28 protein-coding genes and 1 tRNA gene are annotated in these 25,070 nt (G+C 63.7%); 13 read left to right on the top strand and 16 right to left on the bottom strand.

Annotated elements, in window-relative coordinates; genetic code table 11:
- The first annotated feature begins 68 nt into the window (after positions 1-68).
- From ribB to LCF60_RS11370, 5 genes are all read left to right on the top strand, one after another.
- Entirely contained in the window at positions 69-1,196 is a 1,128-nt protein-coding gene (gene ribB, locus LCF60_RS11390) for a 3,4-dihydroxy-2-butanone-4-phosphate synthase (protein WP_292291883.1), read from the top strand.
- Entirely contained in the window at positions 1,196-1,747 is a 552-nt protein-coding gene (locus tag LCF60_RS11385) for a 6,7-dimethyl-8-ribityllumazine synthase (RefSeq protein ID WP_292291882.1), read from the top strand. Before ribB ends, LCF60_RS11385 begins: the two co-directional genes overlap by 1 nt.
- On the top strand, positions 1,744-2,232 hold the full coding sequence (gene nusB / locus LCF60_RS11380) for a transcription antitermination factor NusB (protein WP_292291881.1): 489 nt from the start codon (positions 1,744-1,746) through the stop codon (positions 2,230-2,232). The genes LCF60_RS11385 and nusB overlap by 4 nt, the downstream gene beginning before the upstream one ends.
- 97 nt (positions 2,233-2,329) lie before the next feature.
- On the top strand, positions 2,330-2,662 hold the full coding sequence (locus tag LCF60_RS11375) for a hypothetical protein (protein ID WP_292291880.1): 333 nt from the start codon (positions 2,330-2,332) through the stop codon (positions 2,660-2,662).
- 265 nt (positions 2,663-2,927) lie between these two features.
- Positions 2,928-3,407 (top strand): MmcB family DNA repair protein, encoded by a 480-nt coding sequence (locus LCF60_RS11370; protein ID WP_292291879.1) that lies wholly within the window; start codon positions 2,928-2,930, stop codon positions 3,405-3,407.
- On the opposite strand, the gene LCF60_RS11365 is transcribed toward LCF60_RS11370, so the two are convergent.
- On the bottom strand, positions 3,391-3,585 hold the full coding sequence (locus LCF60_RS11365; RefSeq protein WP_292291878.1) for a DUF6324 family protein: 195 nt from the start codon (positions 3,583-3,585) through the stop codon (positions 3,391-3,393). The two genes, LCF60_RS11370 and LCF60_RS11365, sit on opposite strands and share 17 nt — an antisense overlap.
- A gap of 89 nt (positions 3,586-3,674) precedes the next feature.
- Between LCF60_RS11365 and LCF60_RS11360 the strand changes: the two genes are divergently transcribed.
- Both LCF60_RS11360 and LCF60_RS11355 read left to right on the top strand, forming a co-directional pair.
- Positions 3,675-4,160, top strand: a complete 486-nt coding sequence (locus tag LCF60_RS11360; RefSeq protein ID WP_292291877.1) for a GNAT family N-acetyltransferase — start codon at positions 3,675-3,677, stop codon at positions 4,158-4,160.
- A gap of 52 nt (positions 4,161-4,212) precedes the next feature.
- A tRNA-His gene (locus LCF60_RS11355) sits at positions 4,213-4,289 on the top strand.
- Between the two features lie 3 nt (positions 4,290-4,292).
- On the opposite strand, the gene LCF60_RS11350 is transcribed toward LCF60_RS11355, so the two are convergent.
- Positions 4,293-4,598 (bottom strand): DUF6476 family protein, encoded by a 306-nt coding sequence (locus LCF60_RS11350; protein ID WP_292291875.1) that lies wholly within the window; start codon positions 4,596-4,598, stop codon positions 4,293-4,295.
- Here LCF60_RS11350 and LCF60_RS11345 point away from each other — a divergent pair.
- The 3 genes from LCF60_RS11345 to LCF60_RS11335 all read left to right on the top strand — a co-directional run bounded on the left by LCF60_RS11345 (position 4,597) and on the right by LCF60_RS11335 (position 7,731).
- Positions 4,597-5,622 carry an RluA family pseudouridine synthase gene (locus tag LCF60_RS11345; RefSeq protein WP_292291873.1) on the top strand — a complete coding sequence of 342 codons (1,026 nt, stop codon included), beginning with the start codon at positions 4,597-4,599 and terminating at the stop codon, positions 5,620-5,622. The two genes, LCF60_RS11350 and LCF60_RS11345, sit on opposite strands and share 2 nt — an antisense overlap.
- Positions 5,623-5,777: 155 nt before the next feature.
- On the top strand, positions 5,778-6,674 hold the full coding sequence (gene rpoH / locus LCF60_RS11340) for an RNA polymerase sigma factor RpoH (protein ID WP_292291871.1): 897 nt from the start codon (positions 5,778-5,780) through the stop codon (positions 6,672-6,674).
- Positions 6,675-6,762: 88 nt separating this feature from the next.
- Positions 6,763-7,731: a Gfo/Idh/MocA family oxidoreductase gene (locus LCF60_RS11335; RefSeq protein ID WP_292291870.1), complete on the top strand. Its 969-nt coding sequence runs from the start codon at positions 6,763-6,765 to the stop codon at positions 7,729-7,731.
- Positions 7,732-8,400: 669 nt separating this feature from the next.
- Here the strand turns inward: LCF60_RS11335 and phaZ are convergent.
- Positions 8,401-9,681 (bottom strand): polyhydroxyalkanoate depolymerase, encoded by a 1,281-nt coding sequence (gene phaZ, locus LCF60_RS11330; protein WP_292291869.1) that lies wholly within the window; start codon positions 9,679-9,681, stop codon positions 8,401-8,403.
- Between the two features lie 110 nt (positions 9,682-9,791).
- Between phaZ and phaC the strand changes: the two genes are divergently transcribed.
- The 3 genes from phaC to phaR all read left to right on the top strand — a co-directional run bounded on the left by phaC (position 9,792) and on the right by phaR (position 12,936).
- The gene (phaC, locus tag LCF60_RS11325; RefSeq protein ID WP_292291867.1) at positions 9,792-11,585 is read left to right on the top strand and encodes a class I poly(R)-hydroxyalkanoic acid synthase; all 1,794 of its coding nucleotides are present in this window, start codon (positions 9,792-9,794) and stop codon (positions 11,583-11,585) included.
- Between the two features lie 146 nt (positions 11,586-11,731).
- Entirely contained in the window at positions 11,732-12,181 is a 450-nt protein-coding gene (locus LCF60_RS11320) for a phasin family protein (RefSeq protein ID WP_292291866.1), read from the top strand.
- Positions 12,182-12,360: 179 nt separating this feature from the next.
- Positions 12,361-12,936 (top strand): polyhydroxyalkanoate synthesis repressor PhaR, encoded by a 576-nt coding sequence (gene phaR, locus LCF60_RS11315; RefSeq protein ID WP_292291865.1) that lies wholly within the window; start codon positions 12,361-12,363, stop codon positions 12,934-12,936.
- Here phaR and LCF60_RS11310 read toward each other — a convergent pair whose 3' ends face one another.
- From LCF60_RS11310 to rlmJ, 13 genes are all read right to left on the bottom strand, one after another.
- Positions 12,937-14,127 (bottom strand): aminotransferase class I/II-fold pyridoxal phosphate-dependent enzyme, encoded by a 1,191-nt coding sequence (locus LCF60_RS11310; protein WP_292291864.1) that lies wholly within the window; start codon positions 14,125-14,127, stop codon positions 12,937-12,939. It lies immediately after the preceding gene.
- Positions 14,128-14,248: 121 nt separating this feature from the next.
- Positions 14,249-15,553, bottom strand: a complete 1,305-nt coding sequence (locus LCF60_RS11305; protein ID WP_292291863.1) for an FAD-binding oxidoreductase — start codon at positions 15,551-15,553, stop codon at positions 14,249-14,251.
- Between the two features lie 101 nt (positions 15,554-15,654).
- On the bottom strand, positions 15,655-17,019 hold the full coding sequence (locus LCF60_RS11300) for a glutamine synthetase family protein (RefSeq protein WP_292291862.1): 1,365 nt from the start codon (positions 17,017-17,019) through the stop codon (positions 15,655-15,657).
- Entirely contained in the window at positions 17,016-17,699 is a 684-nt protein-coding gene (locus tag LCF60_RS11295) for a type 1 glutamine amidotransferase (RefSeq protein ID WP_292291861.1), read from the bottom strand. Before LCF60_RS11295 ends, LCF60_RS11300 begins: the two co-directional genes overlap by 4 nt.
- Positions 17,700-17,761: 62 nt before the next feature.
- Positions 17,762-19,096, bottom strand: coding sequence for a glutamine synthetase family protein (locus LCF60_RS11290; RefSeq protein WP_292291929.1), 1,335 nt, complete (start codon positions 19,094-19,096; stop codon positions 17,762-17,764).
- Positions 19,097-19,178: 82 nt separating this feature from the next.
- Positions 19,179-19,985: an ABC transporter permease subunit gene (locus tag LCF60_RS11285; protein WP_292291859.1), complete on the bottom strand. Its 807-nt coding sequence runs from the start codon at positions 19,983-19,985 to the stop codon at positions 19,179-19,181.
- A gap of 91 nt (positions 19,986-20,076) precedes the next feature.
- The gene (locus LCF60_RS11280) at positions 20,077-20,958 is read right to left on the bottom strand and encodes an ABC transporter permease subunit (protein ID WP_292291928.1); all 882 of its coding nucleotides are present in this window, start codon (positions 20,956-20,958) and stop codon (positions 20,077-20,079) included.
- 82 nt (positions 20,959-21,040) lie between these two features.
- Positions 21,041-21,769 carry a transporter substrate-binding domain-containing protein gene (locus LCF60_RS11275; RefSeq protein ID WP_292291858.1) on the bottom strand — a complete coding sequence of 243 codons (729 nt, stop codon included), beginning with the start codon at positions 21,767-21,769 and terminating at the stop codon, positions 21,041-21,043.
- 28 nt (positions 21,770-21,797) lie between these two features.
- Positions 21,798-22,571 (bottom strand): ATP-binding cassette domain-containing protein, encoded by a 774-nt coding sequence (locus LCF60_RS11270; protein WP_292291857.1) that lies wholly within the window; start codon positions 22,569-22,571, stop codon positions 21,798-21,800.
- A 120-nt stretch (positions 22,572-22,691) separates the two neighbouring features.
- Complete coding sequence (locus tag LCF60_RS11265) at positions 22,692-23,420, bottom strand: PhnD/SsuA/transferrin family substrate-binding protein (protein WP_292291855.1); 729 nt, start codon at positions 23,418-23,420, stop codon at positions 22,692-22,694.
- Positions 23,417-23,857: a TerB family tellurite resistance protein gene (locus LCF60_RS11260; protein WP_292291854.1), complete on the bottom strand. Its 441-nt coding sequence runs from the start codon at positions 23,855-23,857 to the stop codon at positions 23,417-23,419. Before LCF60_RS11260 ends, LCF60_RS11265 begins: the two co-directional genes overlap by 4 nt.
- 41 nt (positions 23,858-23,898) lie before the next feature.
- On the bottom strand, positions 23,899-24,585 hold the full coding sequence (locus LCF60_RS11255; protein ID WP_292291853.1) for a hypothetical protein: 687 nt from the start codon (positions 24,583-24,585) through the stop codon (positions 23,899-23,901).
- On the bottom strand, positions 24,582-25,070 hold a 489-nt coding region (rlmJ, locus tag LCF60_RS11250; protein ID WP_292291851.1), incomplete at its 5' end, for a 23S rRNA (adenine(2030)-N(6))-methyltransferase RlmJ. The genes rlmJ and LCF60_RS11255, both read right to left, overlap by 4 nt.

The raw sequence follows: 25,070 nt of genomic DNA, 5'->3' as shown, positions 1-25,070 counted from the left end.
ACGGGACGTTTCACTGGTCAATTCCCGCGCGCTGATTTAAGTGCGCAGAGGCAAAGACGGAGGCCCGCGTGAGCACATTTGAAAACCCCGGTCCGGTCGAAGAAAACTGGAAAGACGCAATTTCTTCGGTCGAGGAAATCATCGAGGATGCCCGCAACGGCAAGATGTTCATTCTTGTCGATCACGAGGATCGCGAGAACGAGGGCGATCTGGTGATCCCCGCGCAATGGGCGACGCCGGACGTGATCAATTTCATGGCGACACACGGGCGCGGGCTGATCTGCCTGGCGCTGACGTCGCAGCGGATCGAGGCCCTGGGACTGGAGTTGATGTCGACCAACAACTCGTCGCGCCACGAGACCGCCTTCACGGTGTCCATCGAGGCGCGCGAAGGGGTCACGACGGGGATCTCGGCGGCGGATCGCGCGCGGACGGTGGCGGTGGCCATCGACGGCACCAAGGCGGCGCAGGACATCGCGACGCCGGGGCACGTGTTCCCGCTGCGTGCCAAGGATGGCGGCGTGCTGGTGCGCGCCGGGCATACCGAGGCCGCGGTGGATGTGTCGCGCCTTGCCGGGCTGAACGCGGCGGGGGTGATCTGCGAGATCATGAACGATGACGGGTCGATGGCGCGGCTGCCGGAACTGGTGGCATTCGCGCAGCGGCACAACCTCAAGATCGGTACGATCAGTGACCTGATCTCGTATCGGCGTCGGCATGACAACCTCGTGCGGGTGCGCACCGAAGAGACCATCACCTCGGAATTCGGCGGCGAATGGCAGATGCGAATCTATACCGACGAAACCCATGGCGACGAACATATCGTGCTGACCAAGGGCGATCTGTCGGGTGACGCGCCGGTGCTGGTGCGGATGCACGCGATGGACCCGATGCTGGATGTCGTGGGCACCGGGCCGAAGGGCCGGGCGGATGAATTCCAGGACGCCATGCAGGCGGTGGCCGACGAGGGGCGCGGTGTCGTCGTGCTGCTGCGCGACACGTCGATGAAGATGGATGTGGGCGACGAGGTGTCGCCCAAGACCTTGCGGCAATACGGGTTGGGGGCGCAGATCCTGTCGTCGCTTGGATTGTCGAAACTGACGCTGCTGACCAATTCTCCGACCCCCAAGGTGGTGGGGCTGGAGGCCTACGGGCTTGAAATCGTCGGCACGCGCAAGATCTCGGAGTTGGGCTGATGGCGTCATCCGAAGCGCATCACACGCTGGACCGGCCGGAATTCGACCGGCCCGTCAAGCTCTTGATAGTGGTTGCACCGTACTACCGGCATATCGCGGATCAGCTGATCGCCGGGGCGCAGGCCGAGATCGAGGCATGTGGCGGCACGCATGACCTGATCGAGGTGCCGGGCGCTCTTGAGGTGCCGACGGCCATCGGCATCGCCGAGCGGCTGTCGAATTTCGATGGCTATGTCGCATTGGGATGTGTCGTCAGAGGGGAAACCACGCATTACGAAACGGTGTGCAACGACAGTTCGCGGGCGATCACCCTTCTGGGGTTGCAGGGGCTGTGCATCGGCAATGGCATCCTGACGGTCGAGAACATGGCGCAGGCGCAGGCGCGTGCCGACGTGTCGGGCCAGAACAAGGGTGGCGGCGCGGCTGCAGCGGCCTTGCACCTGATCGCGCTCAGCCGTAAGTGGGGCGCGCAACGCAAAGGTGTCGGATTTGTCCCGCAACGGGATGAACTCAAGATCGCAGGCACCCCGAAGGACCCGGACATCGCATGAGCCCCGCTGCCAAGCCCCGCAAGGTGGACGAAAAACGCCAGAAGCGCTCTGCGTCGCGGCTTTATGCCGTGCAGGCGCTGTTCCAGATGGAACAGTCCGGACAGTCGGTGGACCGGGTCGCGGTGGAATTTCTCGATCACCGGTTCGGGCTGGCGCAGGACGAGGACGGGACCGCCCTTGTCGAGGGCGACGTGGACCTGTTCCGCCGGATCACCGACGAGGCCGTCAACTGGCAGGGAAAGATCGACCAGATGACCGACCGCGGGCTGGTGGCGAAATGGCCCATAGCGCGAATCGATCCGACATTGCGGGCGCTGTTTCGCGCCGCCGGAGCCGAACTTGTGGCCACCGAAACGCCGCCCAGGGTGATCATCAACGAATATGTCGATGTGGCACGGGCGTTCTTTCCCGAAGGCAAAGAGCCGAAATTCGTCAATGCCGTGCTGGATCACATGGCGCGCGAGGCGCGGCCCGAGGCTTTTTGAGGTCTGGTTTCGAGGTCTGGACGACCTGCGGCTTCGAGGCGCTTTGAAACCCGATCCGGTCCTCCTACGTTACCCTTGAGGAAAGCGAGGCGAACCCATGCCGGACCTGATCAAGATGTATATCCACCAAAGCGTGATCGGGTTTGCCCTGTCCGCGATTTTCGTCGGTCTTCTGCTCTATTTCAACGTGGTCAATCTATGGCACCTGGTGACCCACACCGATGTCGGGTTCCTGGCCGTGTTCCTGCTCTGGCTGTTCAACGGCATCGTCTTTGCCGGTGTCCAGTTCGGCATTTCGATCATGTTGATGACCTATGACGACGAGGATGACGATGATGACGATCATCGCGGCATGCCGATCGGCCTGACGCCGATCCGCGCCGAGGCGCATGCGCCCCGTGGGCAAATCCGAAAGTTTTCAGGGAAATAAGCGGCGGGAACCACGCCAACCGTGTGGTTCTCTCATTCCCGAGGACCTGTATGTACAGGTGGGCGTCGGGTAACCGGACCAGGGCCCGGACAGAGCCAACTCCCTCGGAATTGCTTAAGGCCACCGGAATGCAACCTAGCACGAGAAGGGCAGAACCCGCCTGTCTCTGAGGTAGGCGGGGCAGGGCCGTCTGACAAGGGGGTATTTGCGATCAGGCGCTGCGGCGTCTTGATTTTTGTTCTCACTTTGTTCATCTGTGTCCGGTATGACCTCTGTATTCGATCCACACGCCGGTCGGGCCGGCGATGTTCTGCCCGGACAGCTTTTGGCCCGCGGGGTGTGCCGTCACCTTGCGAGCCACGGATTCGCGGTGGTCGAGGAATTCGTGCCGGACCGCGGTCTTCGGGTCGACGTGATGGCATTGGGGCCGAAAGGCGAGATCTGGGTTGTCGAATGCAAATCCTCGCGGGCGGATTTTCAGTCGGACCAGAAATGGGAGGGCTATCTTGACTGGTGTGACCGCTATTTCTGGGCGGTCGATCTCGACTTTCCGTCGGAACTGCTGCCGGTGGAGACCGGTCTGATCATCGCCGATGGCTATGACGCCGAGATCGTGCGGATGGCGCCCGAAGACAAATTGGCGGCGGCGCGGCGCACCAAGCTGATCCGCAAATTCGCGGTGCATGCGGCGCGCAGGCTGCAGGCGCTGCGCGATCCGGAGGCGATGCTCAGCGCTTGGGCTTGACCTTGCGGGCGGCGGTGGCGGCGAGCTTGATTTCCTCGGCGATCTCGTCGGCTTCCTCGGGGGAAAAATCCATCGGGATCTCGAGGCCGTCGGCCAGAATGAAGAGACGCACCATGCCCAGGTCGGTCGGGCCGATCTGAAGGTTGGCTTCGATGTCGCGTTCTGTGTTGATGCCCATGACAGGTCTCCGGCGGATTGCGGGTCAGGACACGGGCCATAGCGCCGGGGGGCTTGTTTTGCAAGGTCGTGCCGGGGCAGGATCACGGCATGTCTGACGGTGTAACCTTGCGGGACTATGGCCCCGGCGACTTTGACTGGCTGGTCGACCTGCATCGCCGCCACTATGCCGAGGTCGAAGGGTTCGACGCCACCTTCGCAGCCTTGGTGGCGACGATCCTGCGGGATTTCGAGGCGCATCGGGACCCGGGTTGCGAACGCGGCTGGGTGGCGGTGTCCGGGGGCGCGCGCCTTGGCAGCATCTTTTGCGTGCGGCTCGACGACCGAACCGCGAAGCTGCGGCTGTTCCTGCTGACCGCCGAGGCGCGCGGGAAGGGGCTTGGGGCCTTGATGCTGGAGACCTGCATGGGATTCGCCCGCGACAGGGGCTATGCGCGGATGCAGCTCTGGACCCATGAAAGCCACGCAGCGGCCTGTGCGCTTTACCGGGCGAAGGGCTGGCGCTGTACCGCGTCGAGGCCGGTGCGCAGCTTTGGGGTCGATCTGGTCGAACAGGCGTGGGAAGTCGCGTTGTAGGGGCAGATGGGTCTTGCAATGGCCGGAGCCTGCCGTTATTTCGCCACCCAGTGCCGACATAGCTCAGTAGGTTAGAGCGCTTGATTGTGGATCAAGAGGTCCCCCGTTCGAGCCGGGGTGTCGGTACCATCCTCACTCTGTTTCGATCTGGATGGTTTGCATCAGGCGGCCTGTGTCGCGCGCGAAGATCAGGATGCGGTCATCTTCGGTCACCACCGCGTACCAGTTGCGCGCCTGGGTGAAGGCGGTGGCCGTGGTGCCGTCGGGCAGGGTGATCGTGTCGGGCAGCGGTGTCGCGGATTGATTGTAGCGGATGACAATCAACGCGGTGATGAGTATGACCCCGGCGATCATAGTTGCGGTCAGGACCGTCACCAGCCGCCGCAGGAATCGCAGGTTGGCCGGTTCGGGGACCTGATCTTCGGGGGCGTTGTCCATGTCTGACTCCATCTTGCGCGTGACCATCGGGGCCGCGCCACCGCCGCGCCTTGATAAGGCCTTGGCACGGGACGTGCCAGAGGAAGCGGCACTGTCGCGGACGCGGCTGGCCCGGCTGATCGACGCGGGTGCGGTGCGGTGCGCGGGCGAGGTCCTGAGCAACCCCAAGGCCAGCGTGGCGGAAGGCGACGTGATCGAGATCGCGGTGCCTGCCATGGTCGAAAGCCATATCGAGGCGGAAGCGCTGCCGCTGGATATCCGGTTCGAGGATGAGGATCTCATCGTGGTGATGAAGCCCGCGGGCATGGTGGTGCATCCCGCGCCGGGCACGCCGACGGGCACGCTGGTCAACGCGCTGCTGCATCATTTCGGCGGGCGGCTGTCGGGGGTCGGCGGTGTCGGGCGCCCGGGAATCGTGCACCGGATCGACAAGGACACAAGCGGGTTGCTGGTGATCGCCAAGTCCGACCGGGCGCATCACGGGCTGGCGGACCAGTTCGCGGCGCATTCGGTGGAGCGGCTTTACCAGGCGCTGGTGCACGGTCATCCCGATCCGGGCGATCCGCGTCTGCGCGGGGTGCGCGGCGTGTCGATCGAACCCGGCGCGGTGATCAAGATCACCAGCGATCTGGCGCGGCACAAGACCGACCGCCAGCGGCAGGCGGTGTTCTTCGGTCACGGTCGGCACGCGATCACGCGGGCGCGGGTGCAGGAGGTCTATGGCACGCCGGCGCAGCTGTCGCTGGTGGAGTGCCGGCTGGAGACCGGGCGCACACATCAGATCCGGGTGCACATGGCGCATGCGGGGCACGGATTGGTGGGAGATCCGGTCTATGGCGGGCGGCGCAAGGTGGCCAAGGGCGCGCTGTCGGAGGCGGCGATGGCGGCCGTGGCGGCGTTCGACCGGCAGGCGCTGCATGCCGCCGTCCTGGGGTTTGACCATCCCGTGAGCGGCGAAACCATCCGGTTCGAGGCTGCGTTGCCTCAAGACATGGCTGATCTGATCTCGATATTGCGTGCTTGAAACAATCGTCCCATGTGCGTGAGTGCACTGACACTCGGGTTACACGCGGCTCCTTGTGCGTTAAATTGGACTCAGCAAGACGATTGAAACTTGAAATCCGCGGGGTTGAGTCCCAAATAGGATGTTAAGCCCGTAAACATTGGAGGGACAAGGGTATGGCCAATTATGCGAATCTCCCGGCCCCGTCACCGGAAGCCGGACTGAGCCGATACTTGCAGGAAATCCGGAAGTTTCCGCTTCTGGAACCGGAAGAGGAATACATGCTCGCCAAGCGGTGGGTCGAGCAGGAAGACACCGAAGCGGCGCACCGGATGGTGACGAGCCACCTGCGACTCGCGGCGAAGATCGCCATGGGCTACCGCGGCTACGGGCTGCCGCAGGCCGAGGTGATCTCGGAGGCGAATGTCGGCCTGATGCAGGCGGTCAAGCGGTTTGACCCGGAAAAGGGCTTTCGGCTGGCAACCTATGCGATGTGGTGGATCCGCGCTTCGATCCAGGAATACATCCTGCGGTCCTGGTCGCTGGTGAAGCTGGGCACGACAAGCGCGCAGAAGAAGCTGTTCTTCAACCTGCGCAAGGCCAAGTCGCGGATCGGTGCCCTGGAAGACGGCGATCTGCGGCCCGAGCACGTGGCCAAGATCGCGCATGACCTGGGCGTCAACGAGGACGAGGTCATTTCGATGAACCGGCGTCTGTCGGGCGGCGATGCGTCGTTGAATGCGACGGTCGGGTCCGAAGGCGAAGGCACGATGCAGTGGCAGGACTGGCTTGAAGATGAAAGCGCCGATCAGGCCACGGATTACGAAGAGAAAGACGAGCTGGATGCGCGGCGCGCGATGCTGGTGCAGGCGATGGACGTTCTCAATGACCGCGAGAAGGATATCCTGACGCAGCGGCGGCTGGCGGACAAGCCGGTCACGCTCGAAGACCTGTCGGGGCAATACGACGTGAGCCGCGAGCGGATTCGCCAGATCGAGGTCCGGGCCTTCGAGAAATTGCAGAAGCGCATGCGGGACCTGGCCAAGGAGCAGGGGCTGCTGGCAAGCGCCTGATCCCGAACCGAGATTGCGACGGGAACGCCGGGCCTGTGCCCGGCGTTTTTCTGTGCTACGCAAGGGCGGATCACAGGGAGGTTTCGATATGTCGGCAATTCGGTGGGGTATTCTGGGCGCGGCGACATTCGCGAGGGAGCAGATGGCCCCGGCGATCCACGCGGCGCGGCGATCGGAACTGGCGGTTCTGGCCACGTCCGATCCGGCCAAGGCGGCCCCGTTCCAGGAGATCGCGGCGGGGGTGCGGGTGGTCGACAGCTATGAGGCTGTTCTGGCCGACCCGGAGGTGGATGCGGTCTATATCCCGCTGCCCAACACGCTGCATGTCGAATGGACGCGCAAGGCGCTCGATGCGGGCAAGCATGTGCTGTGCGAAAAGCCGATCGCGATGCAGGCCGACGAGATCGAGGCGCTGATCGCGCTGCGAGACCAGACCGGACTGATGGCGGCCGAGGCCTACATGATCGTGCATCACCCGCAGTGGCAACAGGTGCGCACATGGCTGCAGGAGGGCGCGATCGGTGACCTTCTTCGGGTGAACGCGACCTTCACCTATGACAATTCCGGTGATCCCGGAAACATCCGCAACAGCGTCGAGACCGGCGGCGGGAGCCTTCCGGATATCGGCGTCTACACTCTGGGATGCACGCGGTTCGTCACCGGCAAGGAGCCGGAGAAGGTGCTGTTCGCGGATATCCGGCGCGAGAATGGCGTGGAAGTGCGGACCGAGGCGCTGGCGCAGTTCGACGGGTTCACGCTGACGTCGCTCACGTCGATGCGGATGACGCCCTATCAGAACGTGTCCTTTCACGGATCGAAGGGTGTGATCGAGGTGGTGACCGGGTTCAACCCGCTGGTGCATTCGGACGCCGAACTGAGGGTGACGCGCCAGGGGCAGCTGACCGAAACGCTGCGCTATCCCGGCGCGAACCATTACGTGTTGCAGGTCGAAGCCTTTGGCGCGGCGGTGCGCGGCGAGGCCGATTTTCCCTGTCCGCTGGAATTCAGCCTGGGGACGCAGCGGTTCATCGACATGATCTGGGCGGCGGAGGGATAACGGCCCCGCGACTGCGCCTTGGCGCTGTCTGATCGGAATGCGCCATGCCCGCGCGGCGGGCGCTTTTTGGCGCGGTGCTCTGGCTTGCGAGCGGTCGCCCGATACGGTGCGGACCAAAAAGAAGTGATCCAAACCTGGTGCCTTGCGTATCACCCTTAAAGACTTGGGGTGACGCAAATCCATGGACATCACATCAGTAGAGTTTTCTGCTGCGTTTCTTAATTCTCTGGGTGGCAGTGGCGAGAGCGAAACCGAGAGCCTCATCGACGGCATTTCGTTTGAGGTCTCGGAAGGTCCCATAGACCCATCCGCACCGCTTGCAACGGACGACGGAATCGTTGGACGGATGGCTGTCCGTCTCGAGGACGGTTCCACCGCAGTCTTCGCACTCAAATGTGACTCTTATTAGGTCCATTGCCGCCGCCGTTACCGCATTTTTACAGGTTATCCATGCAGGGCATGGCATATGTCAACATTTGGTGACGCGTTACGTGTCGGTATGCGCTGACAGATTTCCGACCTGAGGTGTGGTTGGGCCGGTCCTGTCGGGGCTTCGGGGCATGGACCATCACGAGCCGTCAAGGCCGGAGCCCTGCGTTGTCTGACAGGACAGAGTGGTCCGGCCTGCGCAAACGAAAGGGGCCGATCCCGGGATCGGCCCTTCGTGTCTCATGCGGCGTTGGTGTTCGCCGGTTTGGCTTTCTTCGCGGTGTCGGGTCCGGCCGCGTTGCTGTCGATGAAGTCGAGCACCAGCGGGCGGATGTTGTTGCGCCAGCTTTTGCCGGCGAAGATGCCGTAATGGCCAGCGCCCGGTTCGACATGGCTGGCCTTCTTGTCGTCCGGCAGGCCGGTGCAGAGGCCGAGGGCTGCGATACACTGGCCGGGGGCCGAGATGTCGTCATTCGCGCCTTCGACGGTTTTCACCGCGACCCGCGTGATCGCGCCGAAATCGACCTTGTGCCCATCGACGACAAATTCGTTCTTGGCGATTTCGCGCTTCTTGAAGATGCGGTCGACGGTGGAGAGGTAAAATTCCGCCGGCATGTCCATCACCGCCAGGTATTCGTCGTAGAAGCGGTTATGCGCATCATGGTCCGACGCATCGCCGCGCATGACGTTCTGGATCTGGTTCGAGAATGCATCGGCGTGCCGTTCGCCATTCATCGAGATGAAAGAGGCCAGCTGCAAGAGGCCGGGATAGACCATGCGGCCGACGCCCGGGTATTTGAAACCGACCCGCTGGATCATGGTTTCCTCGAGCTGGCCCATGGTCACACGGGCGCCGAAATCGGTCACGTCGGTCGGCGTCGCGTCGGGATCGACGGGGCCGCCGATCAGGGTCAGCGTGCGCGGCTGCGCGTCCGGGTCCAGTTCGGCCAGGTAGGCGGTTGCGGCAAGCGTCAGCGGCACCGGCTGGCAGACCGCGACGACGTTGATGTCGGGACCCAGCTCGCGCATGAAGTCCATCAGGTAGAGGGTGTAGTCCTCGACGTCGAACTTTCCGGCGCTGACGGGAATGTCGCGTGCATTATGCCAATCCGTCACGTAAACTTCGCAGTTCACGAGTAGGGATTTCACCGTGGAGCGGAGGAGCGTTGCATAATGCCCGGACATCGGCGCCACCAGCAGGATCTTGCGGGGCTGTTCCTTGCGTCCGACGACGTTGAAGTGGATCAGATCCCCGAAGGGACGTTCGACTATGGTCTCAATCTCGACGAGGTGGTCCTTGCCGTCTTCATGGGTGAATGTCCGAATCCCCCAGTCGGGTTTGACGACCATACGCTCGAATGTGCGTTCGGTGACCTCGCCCCAGGCGGCCATCCACTGAACCGCCGGATTGGGCAGCATGGCCCAGGCCGGGTACGAGGCCATGGTGCGCGCTGTCGAGCCAAGCCATTGATTCGTATTGCGAAAAGTTTCCATGAGATCGTATGTCATCATGTGGCGCATAGAGGCGTCTCCTTAAAGCCGGCCCGGGATCCGGGCCAATTCGTCGCTTTGCCTCCCAACGCAGGCGACTGTATTCTGCATGGCAGCATATCTAGGGGGGAATATTGGTCATGACAACCAACGACGTTGCCGCACCAGAAATGAGCGCGGAACTTGAGGCCAATTTGCAAAAGATCGAGACGCTCACGCAGCGGCTCATGTCTGCGCTCTCCAGCAAGAAGAAGGTCAACCCGTCGCTGAGCGCGCCGGACTCGATGTTGTTCGGGCACGCGATGCAGGCCTATTGGCAGGAATGGGTGCAGAACCCGGCAAAGATTCTCGAACATCAGATCGAATTCTGGGGCAAGTCCGTCACCCATTACGTCGAGGCACAGCAGGCGCTGGCCAAGGGCAAGTTGCAGGCTCCGGCGGATCCCGGCCCCAAGGACCGGCGGTTCAAGAACCCGCTGTGGGACGAGCATCCGTATTTCAACTTCATCAAGCAGCAATACCTGATAAACGCCGAGGCGATCCGCACCGCGGTGGACGATATCGAGGACATGGACGCGACCGAGAAGAAGCGGTTGCGCTATTTCGCCCAGCAGATCGTCGACATGTTCGCACCGACGAATTTCCTGGCGACCAATCCGGATGCGCTTCAGAAGGCGCTGGAAACCGAGGGCGAGAGCCTTGTGAAGGGTCTTGAGAACCTGGTGGCGGATCTCGAAGCCAACAATGGCGAGCTGGTGGTCCGGCTGGCCGACGAGGGCGCGTTCGAGATCGGGACCAACATCGCCACCGCCGAGGGCGAGGTGGTGTATCGCAACCACATGATGGAGGTGATCCAGTACAAGCCGACCACCGAAAAGGTGCGCGAAACACCGATCGTGCTCTTCCCGCCCTGGATCAACAAGTTCTACATTCTCGATCTGAAACCGGAAAATTCCTTCATCCGCTGGGTCGTCGATCAGGGCTACACGCTGTTCGTGGTCAGCTGGATCAACCCGGACGAGTCGTACAAGGATGTCGGGCTGGATACCTATATCGAGGATGGCTACCTGCGGGCGGTCGACGAGGTGAAGGCGATCTGCGGTGTCGAGAAGATCAACGCGATCGGCTATTGCATCGCGGGCACCACGCTGAGCCTCACGCTGTCGTTGATGAAGCAGCGCGGCGACAGTTCGATCAAGTCCGCCACCTTCTTCACGGCGCTGACCGATTTTTCGGACCAGGGCGAATTCACGCCGTTCCTGCAGGATGATTTCATCGACGGGATCGAGGCCGAGATCGGCGAGACCGGCATCCTCAAGTCCTTCATCATGGCGCGTACCTTCAGCTATCTGCGGTCGAACGACCTGATCTACGGACCCGCGATCAAGAGCTACATGATGGGCGAGACCCCGCCCGCCTTCGATCTTCTGTACTGGAACGGTGACGGGGCGAACCTGCCGGGCAAGATGGCGATGCAGTACCTGCGCGGGCTGTGCCAGGACAACAAGTTCGCCGAGGGCGGGTTCGACCTGATGGGTCACACGCTGAACCTTCGGGACGTGGACGTGCCGCTGTGTTCGATCGCCTGCGAGACCGATCACATCGCGGCATGGAAGGATTGCTACAAGGGCGTGCAGGCGATGGGGTCAAGGTCGAAGACGTTCATCGTCTCGGAATCGGGCCATATCGCGGGCATCGTCAATCCGCCGACCAAGAAGAAATACGGCCATTACACCAATGCCGACCTGTCCTTGCCGCCGTCCGACTGGCTGGCGCAGGCCGAGTACACCGAAGGGTCGTGGTGGCCGGTCTGGGAAAAGTGGATCGCCAAGCGGTCGGGCAAGTGGGTGCCTGCGCGCGATGTGGGCGACACCGCCCATCCGCCGCTTTCCCCCGCGCCGGGGACCTATGTGCGGATCAAGGCCACCGCCTAGGCGTTCGGCGGGCTTTGCCTGACCCTAGGGAAATTTTTTTGCTGCAGTGCAGAAAAAGACTTGAAATGCTGCGGTGCAGCATGTATCTGTTTGTCATCTGCAAGAGACAGCGGGGTGGGCCCGCAGAGCAGGAAAGGATTTGAACAATGGCTAAGACACCTGACATGACCGCGACCATGAAAGAAATGATGGGCGCATTCCCGGTCGACACGAAAGCAATGGAAGACGCTTTCAAGACAACAGCGACCCTGAACGAAAAGCTGTCCAGCGTTGCCCTGGAAGCCGCCGAGAAGTCGAGCGAGATTTCCGCCAAGTGGACAAAAGACACCCTGTCCAAGCTGAGCGACATGTCGAAGGCGAAGACCGAGCCGGCCGACTATGCAAAAGCGATGACCGATTTCGCGTCCGCGCAAGCTGAAGTTGCTGCCGAGAACATGGCCGCCTTCGCCGAGATCGCGAAGAAGGTCCAGATGGACACGGTCGAACTGATGATGGCTGCTGGCAAGGACCTGTCGGAAGACGCGACCGCCGCAGTCAAGAAAGCCACTGCCGACGCGACGACCGCTGCCAAGAAGGCAACAACTGCCGCGAAGTAAGCTTTTCATGAATTAGCGTTCTCTCCTCCCAAATTGGAACGCTATATTCTGGCCGGGTCCCTCGTGGATCCGGCCTTTTTTGTTCGTGGATGCCTGCATGACGTCAGCAACGCTTTCTTTTTGTTTTGCATGTGCGTAGGCTGCAATGCAGCAAAGACATTCCGGGGGAGGGAGACACCTTGGCCGAAGACCAGAAACCGTTGCTGATCAAACGCTACGCGAGCCGGCGTCTCTACAATACCGAAACATCCGACTACGTGACCCTCGAAGACATCGCCAGCTTCATTCGGGGCGGGCGCGAAGTGAAGATCGTCGATCTGAAATCGGGGGATGACCTGACGCGGCAATACCTGTTGCAGATCATCGCCGAGCACGAAAGCCGGGGCGAAAGCGTGTTGCCGACCAACGTGCTGAACGACCTGGTGCGCAGCTACACGACGCAGGCGACCAGCGTCGTGCCGCAATTCCTTGCCGCCAGTTTCGAGATGTTCCGCGACAGCCAGTCGAAATGGGTCGAGAACATGAGCAAGGCGAACCCGATGTCGAACGTGCCGGGCTTCGAGGCCATCCAGGCGCAGCAGGAAGCGTTCCTCAAGGCGATGACGGGCAAGGTGTCGCCGGGCTGGTCGGGGCCGTCGCCAGACGATTCCGACGCGGGCACGACCGACAAGACCACGACGGAGGGCGAGGATCTGGACGCGATCAAGACCCAGCTCGCCGAGCTTCAGAAAAAGCTGTCGAAGCTCGACAAGTGATCAGGCGGTGGCCTGGACCGGCTGCTGCATGACATGATCGATGGCCGACAGGATGACGTCGGCCACAGCATCGCAATCCTCCAGCGTCAGGCGCGCGGGCAGGCGGCAATCGCAGGCGCGTGACAGCATCTGGCGGGTCTTCGGCAGGTCGGGGGCCGGGCCAAGGAATTCCCAGTTCCAGAAGGCCCGCGCGTTGTCGGTGCTGCGGCCGAAGACCTGGATCGTGACCCCCATCGTCCTGGCGACCTCGACAAAGGCATCGACCGATGCATCATCCATCCCGGTCAGGCTGAATTGCAGCGAATCCGGCGCACGCTCTTCCTTGGGCAGGGCGCTGGGCACATCGATCCAGGGCGACCGGCGCAGAAGATCGGCGACATGGTCGTGGTTGCGGCGGCCATTGGCCACGCGGCGGTCCAGTTCATCCAGCTGGGGCCGGATGACGGCGGCCGAGAGGTTCGACATGCGCAGGTTGTAGAGCGGCAGCTTGTTCTGCCATTTCGCAAATGCCTCGTGCAGGACCGGGTGTTTCTTCCAGTTGTGCTCGTAGGCGCCCGACAGGATCACCGCACGGGCGATCAGGTCGGCATCGTCGGTCAGCAGGATGCCGCCTTCGCCGCCATTGAGCATCTTGTAGCTCTGGAAGCTGAAGCAGCCGACCGCGCCCAGCGTGCCGACAAGCTGCCCGTTCCAGCGGGTGCCCAGCGAATGCGCGGCGTCCTCGATCACCGGGATGTCGCGCGCCGCGGCCAGCCGCAGGATTGCGTCCATGTCCGAGGTATGCCCGCGCATGTGGCTGATCATCACCGCGTCGACGTCGTCGAGCCTGGCTTCGAAATCCGCCATGTCGATGCGGTAGCTGTCATCGACCTCGCACAGGACCGGGACGCAATCGGCATGCACGATCGACGACGGCACGGCGGCAAAGGTGAAGGCGGGGATCATGACCCGCGCGTCGCGTGGAAGGCCCAACGCCTTGAGCGACAGAAACAGCGCCGCCGAACAGCTGCTGACCGCAAGCGCGAAGCGTTTGCCCATCCATGCCGCGAACTCTTCCTCGAGCAGCGCCACCGGCGATCCCTCGGACGCGGTGTAGCGGAACAGATCCCCGGAGTGCAGCAGCCGCTCGATCTCGCCGCGGGCGGCGTCGGGGATGGGTTCTGCGTCGTGCATGTTCGGAAGGTCTGGCATATCTGCGCCCCGTTTCTTGCTGTCACGTTCAATACGCGGTGTCACGACAGTATGACAGAGGCATGACGCCGTGGCGACGAAATTTGCAGGAAAATCATGCGGCGTGGCGACACCCGGAGGCTCAGACCCCCAGCCGGTCGCGCATCGCGAACCAGGACATGGCGAGTTTCAGGATCGGCGTGCGCAGCAGCCCTCCGCCCGGGAAGCGGCCATGCGGGATCGCGTTGAAGGCGTCAAAGCCCGTCGAGGCCCCGCGCGTCGCTTCGGCCAGCAGCTTTCCCGCCTGGATCGCGTTGCCGACACCGTGGCCGGAATAGCCCGAGGCCGACAGGATGTTGGGGCGCACGCGGGCAAGATAGGGCATGCGCCGGAGCGTGATGGCAAGCGTGCCGCCCCAGGCGTAATCGACCCGGACATCCCGGAGATGCGGAAACACCTTGGTCATCGGCCTGCGCACGAGCGCCGCGATGTCGGCCGGAAAGCGGTAGCCATAGGTTTCGCCGCCCCCGAAGATCAGGCGCCTGTCGTGGCTGAGGCGGAAGTAATTGACCACGAACCGCGAATCGGCGACCGCCACGTCCTGCGTCAGCACGCGCGCGGCGTCCTCGCCCAACGGTTCGGTGGCGACGACGTAATTGTTGATCGGCATGACCCGCGCGGTGACCTGGCGGTCGAGCCCGCCAAGATACCCGTTGGCGGCCAGGATAACCTGGTCGGCCACCACGTGCCCCGCATCGGTGCGGATCGTGACCTTGGGCCCGTGCCGGATGTCATGCACATGACTGCGCTCGTAAAGGCGCGCACCGGCCCTGGCGGCGGCGTCGGCCAGTCCCAGCGCCAGCCGCAGCGGGTGCAGATGCGCCGCCCCCATGTCGAGCATGCCGCCGACATAATCGGGCGACGGGCAAAGCGCGTGAAACGCGTCCCGGTCCAGCGGCGTGACCTTGTCATGGCCGTAGCGTTTCTGAAGATGTTCGGCATAGCTGTGCAGGTCGGCCACGTCCGCCGGTCGCGACGCCGCCCAGGCGATGCCGTCGCGGATGTAGCAGTCGATGCCATGCCGCGCGATCAGCCCGCGCACCAGCGCCTTGGCGTCCTCGCCCAGATCCCACAGATGACGCGCGGCGTCCTGCCCGACCATCTTCTCCAGCGTGACCTGGTCCTGCCGCTGGCCGGACCCCAGCTGCCCGCCATTGCGTCCCGACGCGCCAAAGCCGACGCGATGGGCCTCGAGCAGCACCACGTCCGCGCCCATCTCGGCCAGGTGCAGCGCCGCCGACAGCCCGGTATAGCCGCCGCCGACGATACAGACATCGGCCCGCGTCTCACCCTGAAGCGGCGCGAACGGCGCCAGCGGCGTCGCGGTCGCGGCGTACCAGCTTCGGGGATATTCCCCGCGTGTGTCATTGCTGAACAATAGGTTCACGGGCGCGGTCCTGATCTTCTCTGGTTCAAAAATATCCCGGGGGGTTCGGGGGGCTGGCCCCCCGATCGGTCGGACCGGCGAAGCCGGTCCGAAATCCCGGATCAGACGTTCAACAGAAGGTGTTCGCGTTCCCACGGGCTGATGACCTGCAGGAACTCCTCGTATTCCGCCCGCTTGACGATCGAATAGACGCGGCAGAAATCCTCGCCGAGGATCTTGTGCAGGTCCTCGGCCTCTTCGAACACCTGAAGCGCCTGGCCCAGCACCTGCGGAATGTCCGCCTCACCCTCATAGGCATCTCTCTTGAGCGGCTTGGACGGCCATTTCTCGTTCATCAGCCCGAGATAGCCGCAGGCGAGCGAGGCCGCGATGCCGAGATAGGGATTGCAATCCATCCCCGCGAGGCGGTTCTCGACCCGGCGGCTGTCGGGGCCGGACAGCGGAATGCGGATGCCGGTGGTGCGGTTGTCGCGGCCCCAGGCCAGGTTGATCGGGGCGGCATGTTCCTTGACATAGCGGCGGTAGCTGTTGACGTAGGGTGCCAGCACCGCGATGGCCGAGGGCGTGTAGGTCTGCAACCCGCCGATGAAGTGGAAGAACGCGTCGGTTTCTCCGCCCTGCGGTCCGGAAAAGATGTTGCGGCCGGTTTCGATATCCATGATCGAATGGTGGATATGCATGGCGCTGCCGGGTTCGTTCTCGATCGGCTTGGCCATGAAGGTGGCGAAACAATCGTGGCGCAGCGCGGCCTCGCGGATCAGGCGCTTGAAATAGAACACCTCGTCGGCGAGCTTGACCGGGTCGCCGTGGCGCAGGTTGATCTCGAGCTGTCCCGCGCCGCCTTCCTGGGTGATGCCGTCGATCTCGAAGCCCTGGGCTTCGGCGAAATCGTAGATGTCATCGATCACCGGGCCGAATTCGTCGACCGCGGTCATGGAATAGGCCTGGCGCGCGGCCGCCGGACGGCCCGACCGGCCCATCATCGGCTCGATCGGCTTGGCCGGGTCCAGATTGCGGGCGGTGAGGAAGAATTCCATCTCGGGCGCGACAACCGGTTTCCAGCCCTGGTCGCGGTAAAGCTGCACCACGCGTTTGAGCACGTTTCGCGGCGCATAGGGCACCGGGTTGCCCTTGCGGTCATACGCGTCGTGGATCACCTGCAACGTCCAGTCGCCGGTCCAGGGCGCGGCCGTCGCGGTGCTCATGTCGGGCTTCAGGATCATGTCGCGTTCGATGAAGCCGCCATCGTCCTCGTCTGCGGCTTCGCCCCAATCGCCGGTGATGGTCTGGAAGAAGATCGAATCCGGCAGGTGGAAATAGGCTTGCCGCGCGAATTTCGACGCCGGCACCGCCTTGCCGCGGGCAATGCCCGGCAGGTCGGCGATGATGCATTCCACCTCGTCCAGCCGGCGGCCTTCGAGAAAGGCGCGGGCGGGATCGGGCAGGGCATCGGTCCAGTCGGTCATGAGAGTGTCCCTTCACGGAAGAAATGGGCGAACTGGTCGGCCAGGCGCGCATTGTCGAGCGGATTGCCCATTTTCGCGGTCGCGTCCTGCAAAAGCTCCTCCGGCACGAGCCCCTTGCCGCGATAGGTGATCAGGCCCTTGATGAAATCGTCGTTGTATTCCGGGTGGGGCTGCACGGTGAAGGCCTTGCCGGGATAGAGCAGCGCCGCGTTGGCGCAATGGCTGCCATGCGCCACGACCTCGGCCCCCTTCGGGGCCTCGATGACCTGGTCCTGGTGCCAGGCGTTGATGGTCAGGGTTTCGGTGCCGAACACGTAATCCTGCTGGCCGATGACCCAGCCGCCGTCGTATTTCGTGACCTTGCCGCCCATCGCCTGCGCGATGATCTGGTGGCCGAAACACACCCCGATCAGCGGGCGATCAGCGGCGATGATGTCGCGGATCAGCTGTTCCAGCGGCGGGATCCACGGGTGATCCTCGTAGGCGCCGTGTTTCGACCCGGTGATGAGCCAGCCATCGGCATCCTCCGGCCCGTCGGGAAAGTCGTTTTCGACCACCGACCAGCTTTGGAAGGTGAAGCCGTGACCGGCCAGCAGCCGTTCGAAGAATCCGGGATATTCCCCGAACGATCCCTTGAGTTCGTCCGGGGCCAGACCCGTTTGCAGTATTCCGATTTTCATGAAGCACCAAGGTGTTTGTGGTCTCAAGCTATGCGCTCGGCCCGTGGCGGGCAAGATGTGCGTCAGACCGTATCGAGGTATATTACGACGCGTTCCGCCGGAGTGAGCTCTTCCATGTAGTGGCGTTCCTGCTTCTTGGTCAGGACCAGGTTGCGGATCAGTTCCTCGTGGAAGATGCGCGGGATGATCGTGCTGTTTTCGAACGCCGCTATCGCCGGGGCCCATTCGTCGGGAATCTGCGGCAGATCCAGCGCATAGGCGTTGCCCTTGACCGGCTCGGGCGGCGCCTTGCCGTCTTCGATGCCGGTCAGGGCCGCGCCGAGGATCGCCGCCAGCGTGAGATAGGGGTTCACGTCGCCCCCCGCGACCCGGTGTTCGATGCGGCGCGCCGACGCGCTTCCCGAGGGCACGCGGATCGCGGCGGTGCGGTTCTCGTAGGCCCAGGCAATGCCGGTGGGGGCGTGGGCCTCGGGCACCAGCCGGTCATAGCTGTTCCAGTGCGGCGCAAACAGGAGCGTGCTGTCATACATGCCGTTCAGGCAGCCCGCGATGGCGTGGTGCAGCATGTCGGTGCCCTTGGGGCCGCCATCGTCGAAGACGTTCTTGCCGTTCTGATCCAGCACCGAGAAATGCGTGTGCATGCCCGAACCGGAGTAATCCGGATAGGGTTTCGCCATGAAGGACGCGGCAAAGCCGTGGCGGCGGGCCAGGCCCTTGACCAGCATCTTGAAGAGCCACGCATCGTCCGCGGCGCGCAGGGCGTCGTCGCAATGCATCAGGTTCATCTCGAACTGGCCCAGCCCGGCCTCGGAGATCACCGTGTCGGCGGGAATGTCCATCGCCTCGCAGGCATCGTAGAGATCGGTGAAGAAGCGGTCGAACTGGTCGATCAGCCGGATCGACAGGATCTCGCCCGCCTTGCGGCGCTTGCCGGATCTGGGCGAGGCGGGCACTTGCAGGTTGCGGGTGCTGTCGTCGATCAGGAAGAATTCCAGCTCCATCGCCACCACCGGAGTCAGGCCGCGCGCCTTGTAGCGCTGCACCACGGAATTCAGCGCATGGCGCGGGTCGCCCTCGTACGGCTCGCCGGTTTCGCGGAACATCCAGAGCGGCAGCAATGCGCTGGGCGCTTCAAGCCACGGCATCGGCACGAAGCCGCGCCCGGTGGGCCAGAGCACGCCATCGGCGTCACCCGCCTCGAACACCAGCGGGCTGTCATCGATGTCTTCGCCCCAGATGTCGAGGTTCAGAACAGACAGCGGAAAGCGGGTGCCGCCGTCCAGCACCTTGTCTGCAAAGCGCGCCGGCACACGTTTGCCGCGCGCCTGACCGTTGAGGTCGGATGCCGCGACACGGATCGTGCGGACCTGCGGATTCTTGCGCAGCCAGTTGCGAATATGGGTGTCCATCGGAGCCCCGTTTGATGAATTTGATCAAATTAATGGATATGCGGGGCGCATGCGCATTAGCAAGCGAAATTCACCGAATGACGTTCAGTTTCAGCTTCATCTTCGTGCGGACCTCTTGCGGCAGGTGCCGGTTCAGGCGGCGATTGATCAAACCGAAAAGGCTGATGATCAGCAGCGTCAGAAGGATGAAATAGAACGCCAGGATCGGATAGGGGATGAACGGGTTGAAGGTCTTGTCGGCAAAGAAATTCGCGTAGTAAAGCGCGTCACCGCGCTGCTGCCAGGCCGGGAAGCCGGAAAAATAGACCAGCGTCGTGGCGTGAAACAGAAAGATCGCCTCGTTGGTGTAGGCGGGCCAGGCAAGGCGCAGCATGGTCGGCCAGGTCACGCGCCTGAACCGGGTCCAGCCGGTCATGCCATAGGCGTCCGCCGCCTCGATATCGCCGCGCGGGACCGATTGCAGCGCGCCGTAGAAGATCTCTCCGGAATAGGCGGCGGTGTTGAGGAACAGCACGATCAGCGCGCCCAGCCAGGCAGCGGTGAACGGATCGAAGATCGGCGAGACCGGTTTCAGCGTGAGGAACAGGAAATAGGCGAAGAAGAACTGGATGAAGAGCGGCGAGCCGCGGAAAAGGAAGATGAACCACGCGCTTACCTTGCGAACGGCCCAGATGTTCGAAGCCTTGCCAAGGGCCACGGCCGTCGCGAGGAAGAACCCCGCGCCAAGCGCCAGCACGCCGAAATAGATGTTCCAGATCATGCCCGAGCCGATCAGGGTGAATTGCTGGCACAAGGTAAAGCCGTCACGCGGCAGCAGGCGTTCGCCGATCCCGATCGAGCGCAGGCCATAATCGGCGATGGTTTCCCAGCAGCTCATGCCCGCTGGCTCCGAAGCAGGCGGCGCGCCGGAGGCAGCGTCCGCAAAGCGGGCGCGTTCCGGCACCAGCGGGATAGCACGCAGACCATGATCATGCCGCCTTCCTCTGGGCTTCGCCGCCCATCGTGGCCTGTCCGTGGGTGAGCCTGAGCATCACCTTGTCGAGGACGATTTCGGAAACGCGGGTGAAGGCGAGATAGAAGATCAGCAGGAACAGGAAGTACCACATGCGCCAGTCGGGATGCGGGTAATCGGTAAAGCGGGGCGTCTTGGCGCCGCCCAGTTCGCGCGCCCAGTAGACGATGTCTTCGACACCCAAGAGGAACAGCAGCGGAGTCGCCTTGATCAGCACCAGCCAGAGGTTGGACAGGCCGGGCAGGGCAAAGACCCACATCTGCGGCACCAGGATGCGCCAATAGACCTGCCGGCGCGACATGCCGTAGGCTTCGGCGGTTTCCAGCTGGTTGTGGGGCACGGCGCGCATGGCCCCGTAAAGGACGTTGGCCGCGAAGGCACCGAAGACGATGGCGAAGGTCAGCACCGCCAGCATGAAGCCGTAGGTTTCATGGATCCATTGCGGCGCGTTGTTCATCGGCAGCTTGGCCGCCGCGCAGACGACAAAATCATTGCCCTGCCAGATCGACTGGTCCCAGTCGGGGCATTTGATCTCGTGGCGGATCCATTCGAAGAAGATATCGAGCGCCAGAACGAAAAACAGGAAGAACGCGATGTCGGGCACGCCGCGCACGATGGCGATATAGCCCTTGCCGAACCAGCGCAGCGGCGCGATTTTCGACCGCGCGGCAGAGGCGCCGCCGAACCCGAAGGCCAGCGCGGTGGGCGCGGTGATGGCGAGCAGAAGCAGGACCGTGCCGAAGGACCAGTAGAGGCCCATATGCTTGCCGGTCGTCAGGTAACACGCATACCAGCGGAGGGTGCCGAGCGTGTCAGGATCTGTGCAAAAGCTGAAAATGGCGCGCCTCTGGGGAGGTTGGAATGTGCATATTTGGAAAGAGAAGAAGGGGGCAGGCGGGCCGCCCCCTTCTCGAGTGGGCTCAGAACGTGGCCGAGCCGGGCAGCCACTTTTCGATCAGCGCGTTGAGCGAGCCGTCTTCCTTCATCGACTCGATCGCGGCGGTGAACCTGTCGCGCAGCTCGGTGTCGCTTTCGCGGATGCCCATGCCGATGCCGCCGCCCAGCAGGACGTCGTCGCCGACCAGCGCCACGTCGGCGTTTTCCTCGGCGATGGGCTGGAGATAGGCCTTGTCGGCCAGTACCGCGTCGGCCTCGCCGCTGCGCACGGCGGCGATGGTCTCGTCGGGGGTGGCGAATTCGACCAGCGTGGCCCCCGAGGACGCGATGTGGGAGGCCTGGATGGTGCCGGCCTGGGCGGCGATCACGCCACCGTCGAAATCGACATCCGAACCGTCGAGCGCGAGATAGGCCGAGGGGTCGGGCTGGGTGTAGTTGGTCGTGAAATCAATGACCTCGTCGCGTTCGTCGGTGATCGACATGCCGGCGATGATGGTGTCGTAGTTGCCGGCCACGAGGTTGGGAATGATGCTGTCCCATTCGTTGGTGACCCATTCGCAGGTCAGTTCGGCGCGGGCGCAGAGCTCGTCTCCGAGTTCGCGTTCGAAGCCATCGACCTCGCCGGCATCGTTGATGAAGTTGTACGGAGGGTAGGCGCCTTCGGTGCCGAGGCGGATCACCGTGTCGTCTTGTGCGACGGCCATCGAGGCGGTCAGCGCGAGGGCGGCAGTGCCGAGGATGAGGGTTTTCATGGGTGTGGTCTTCCTGTTTCTTGAGTGGTTATTCGGCCATTGTCGAGGATAGGAACCCCCGCAGCCGTTCTGATTTGGGCGCCCCGAACAGGGTGTCCGGCGTGCCTTCTTCCTCGATCAGGCCCTGGTGCAGGAACACCACGTGATTGCTCACGTCGCGGGCCATTTTCATGTCATGCGTGACGATCAGCATGGTCCGGCCCTCGGAGGCCAGATCCCTGATCACCTTGACGACCTCCTGTTCGAGTTCAGGATCGAGCGCCGAGGTCGGTTCGTCGAACAAGAGCGCCTCGGGTTCCATGCAGAGCGCACGGGCAATGGCGGCGCGCTGTTGCTGGCCGCCCGACAGCATCGCCGGGAAGGCGTCGCACTTGTCGCCGATGCCGACCTTGTCGAGATAGCCGCGTGCCGCCTGTTCGGCCTCGGCCCGGTCGCGGCCGAGCACGGTGACCGGCGCTTCCATCACGTTCTGCAGGATCGTCATGTGGGACCAGAGGTTGAACTGCTGGAACACCATCGACAGGTTCGTGCGGATGCGCAGCACCTGTTTCGGATCGGCGGGGTGGCGGCCCAGACCGCTGCCTTTCCAGTGCACGGCTTCGCCCTTGAACAGGATATCGCCCTGCTGGCTGTCCTCGAGCAGGTTGGCGCAGCGCAGGATGGTCGATTTGCCTGACCCGGACGATCCGATCAGCGAGACCACGTCGCCGCGACGGGCGGTAATATCGACGCCCTTGATGACCTCAAGGCTGCCGTACTGCTTGTGCAGGTTGACTATTTCGAGAACGGGCGTGTCTGTCACAAGGCGCTCTGGCGGGTTGGGTCAAGGATGGATGGCAGGATGAGGCCAAAATCGGGCGCGATGCAACGAGGAATCCGTGACTCGGGCGCTGTTCCGCGCCGGTGACGGTACGTAAGCCTGTCAGATCGGCGGTGGGGGCACCGCGAGATAGGCGCTTTTGGGCAGATCCGCGAGGCCGTAAAGCCCAAGCGTGTCGCGGTCCTCGGCATCGAGGCCCGAGAGCGCGGCGGTCAGGGCGGACCGGACAGCCTCGGGATCGGCTGCCTGGCCGCAGATGAAGGGCATCGCCGGGGTGGGCGGTGTTCGGGCGATCACGGTGAGGCCGCTGGCCCACTCGTCCCAGCGGGCGATCATGCGCCATGTGTTGGCGTCGATCGCGGCGATTCCGGCCTGGCCTGCGGCCACGGCCTGTGCCGAGGCCCGGTGGCTGCCGCTCTCCGCCGGATCGACCAGACGCGCGCCGTGGGTCTGGGCAAAGACGTGGAGCGCGTTGTGACCGGATTGGCTGTGGCGGTCGTTGAGGATCGCGTGGTCGCGCAGGAGTTCGCGCAGGCGGCGCGTTTCTTCGGACCGGGTGACGATCACGCTGCGGTAATATCCCGGCGGACAGCCGTCGAGCCGGAAATCGGGGCTGGCCACCAGCGTGACCTGTGCATGCAGCCCCAGCGCATAGGGCAGGCCGCAGGTCTGCGACAACATCAGGTCGGGATCGGTCCACAGCGCGTCAAGCGGCAGATCGCGGGTCAGGTCGCGCGGCGCTTCGGTGAGCCGGTCCGCGACCGCCGACCAGAGGCGATCATTGGCGGCCCGCGTCTCGGGCCGGTCATACATCGGCAGGGCTGCGATCAACCTGCGCTGTCCACGCGTTGCCGGGCCAATGCGCTGTCGCGATCGTTGATGCCGAGAAGCTTGGACACCAGGCGCAGCAGGGCGTCTTCCTCGGCCTCGCGCACGCCATCGGCAAGGACCACCGCCCAGAGCGCCTCGATCACCGCGATGCGGTCCTCATAGGGCACCGCGTCCTTGATGGCCGAGGTGAAGCGGACGGTATCGGGGGCTTCGGATTCGAGCGTTTCGGCCTCGCCGCGCAGCTTGGTCGCCTCGAACGGCGACAGGCCATAACGGGTGGCTGCGATCCGGTCGATCCGGGTCTTCTCGCTCTCGTCATAGACGCCATCGGTGCGCGCGACGCGCACCAGCAGGGCGGTGAGGGCCAGACGGGCGTCGCCATCGGGCAGGGGGGCGGGGTCGGGCGCGGTGAGCCGCTTGAGGAAATCTGCAAACATGGGGAGGGATATATGTCCTTGGATGGGCTTCGCCAATGGGGTCAACCCGAGAGGTCCGCCACGTCGTAGAGAATGTCGTCAAGCGCGATGCCGCCCGGATCGGTGTTCTGGATGGTCAGGGCGGCCACACCTTGGCCGCTGCGCCACGCCAGCGAGATCACGCCGTGCCCGAGCGGCAGGACGATTTCGGCGATCCGCCGCGCGTCGGCGTCGTAGAACGCAACCTGGGCGGTTTGGGGCATCGGACGCTGGCCCAGCGGATCGGGATATTCGGCGTGCAGGCGCAGGCCGAAGGCGAATTGCGGATCGTCAAAGGCGATCGCGATGCTGCCCTCGCCGCGCCCGTCCGCGCCGGTGTTGCCCACCGGACCCAGCGGGAAAAGCGCGTTGGAACCGAAGCCTGCGTGATGTGCGACGGTGAAATTCTGCCCCGGTGGGCCGGGGATCACGCGGAGCGGGGCGCTCGGCAGGCCCTTGAGCATATCGAAGCGGCCATGCGCGGTGTGGCTTTCTTCAAGCCGCTGGCCCAGCAGGTGTTCGGCAATCGACAGGCCCGGCGCGCGCCAGTGCTGGTGGAAATCGACCCCGGGTTCGGTGACCGAGGGCAGGCTGTCGAAAGTTCCGATCCGGTGCGGCAGGGCGCGCAGGGTGTCATAGGGTACGGAGCGTAATTCATTTGCGCTGGCCAGCCCGGGAAGGCAAAGCAGGGCGAGCGCGGCGCGGATCATGTCAGCTTGCGGAACATTGCGCCAAGCGCTTTGAGCGCGGATCCAAGGCCGTAAGGCGGGTTCACGATGAAGAGGCCCGACCCGGTCATGCGATGGCCTTCGCGGGCCGGGGGGAATGTGACCTCGTGGGTCAGCGCCTCGGGGTGGTCGGCCTGCAGCGCGCGCAGCATCGGGCGGTGCGCGCCGGAACTCAGGATCGGGTACCAGATCATCACCACGCCGACATTCCACTTGCGGGTGAGCGCGGCCAGCCATTTGGGGATCTGGGCATAGTCGGCCTTGATCTCGTAGCTGGGGTCCACCAGCATCAACCCCCGGCGCGGGGTCGGCGGGCAGAGGCTCTGGGCCAGCGCCAGCCCGTCCTGCTGGTAGATATGTGTGTTCGGCGCGCGCATCGTGTCGCGCAGCACGGCATGTTCCTGCGGGTGCAGTTCGGCCAGATGCAGGCTGTCCTCGGGGCGGAGCAGCGCCTGCGCGATGGCGGG

The sequence above is a fragment of the Marivita sp. genome (assembly GCF_020055635.1).
In the GTDB taxonomy this organism is placed as follows: Bacteria; Pseudomonadota; Alphaproteobacteria; order Rhodobacterales; family Rhodobacteraceae; genus Marivita.
This window is presented reverse-complemented; position numbering and strand designations above follow the sequence as displayed.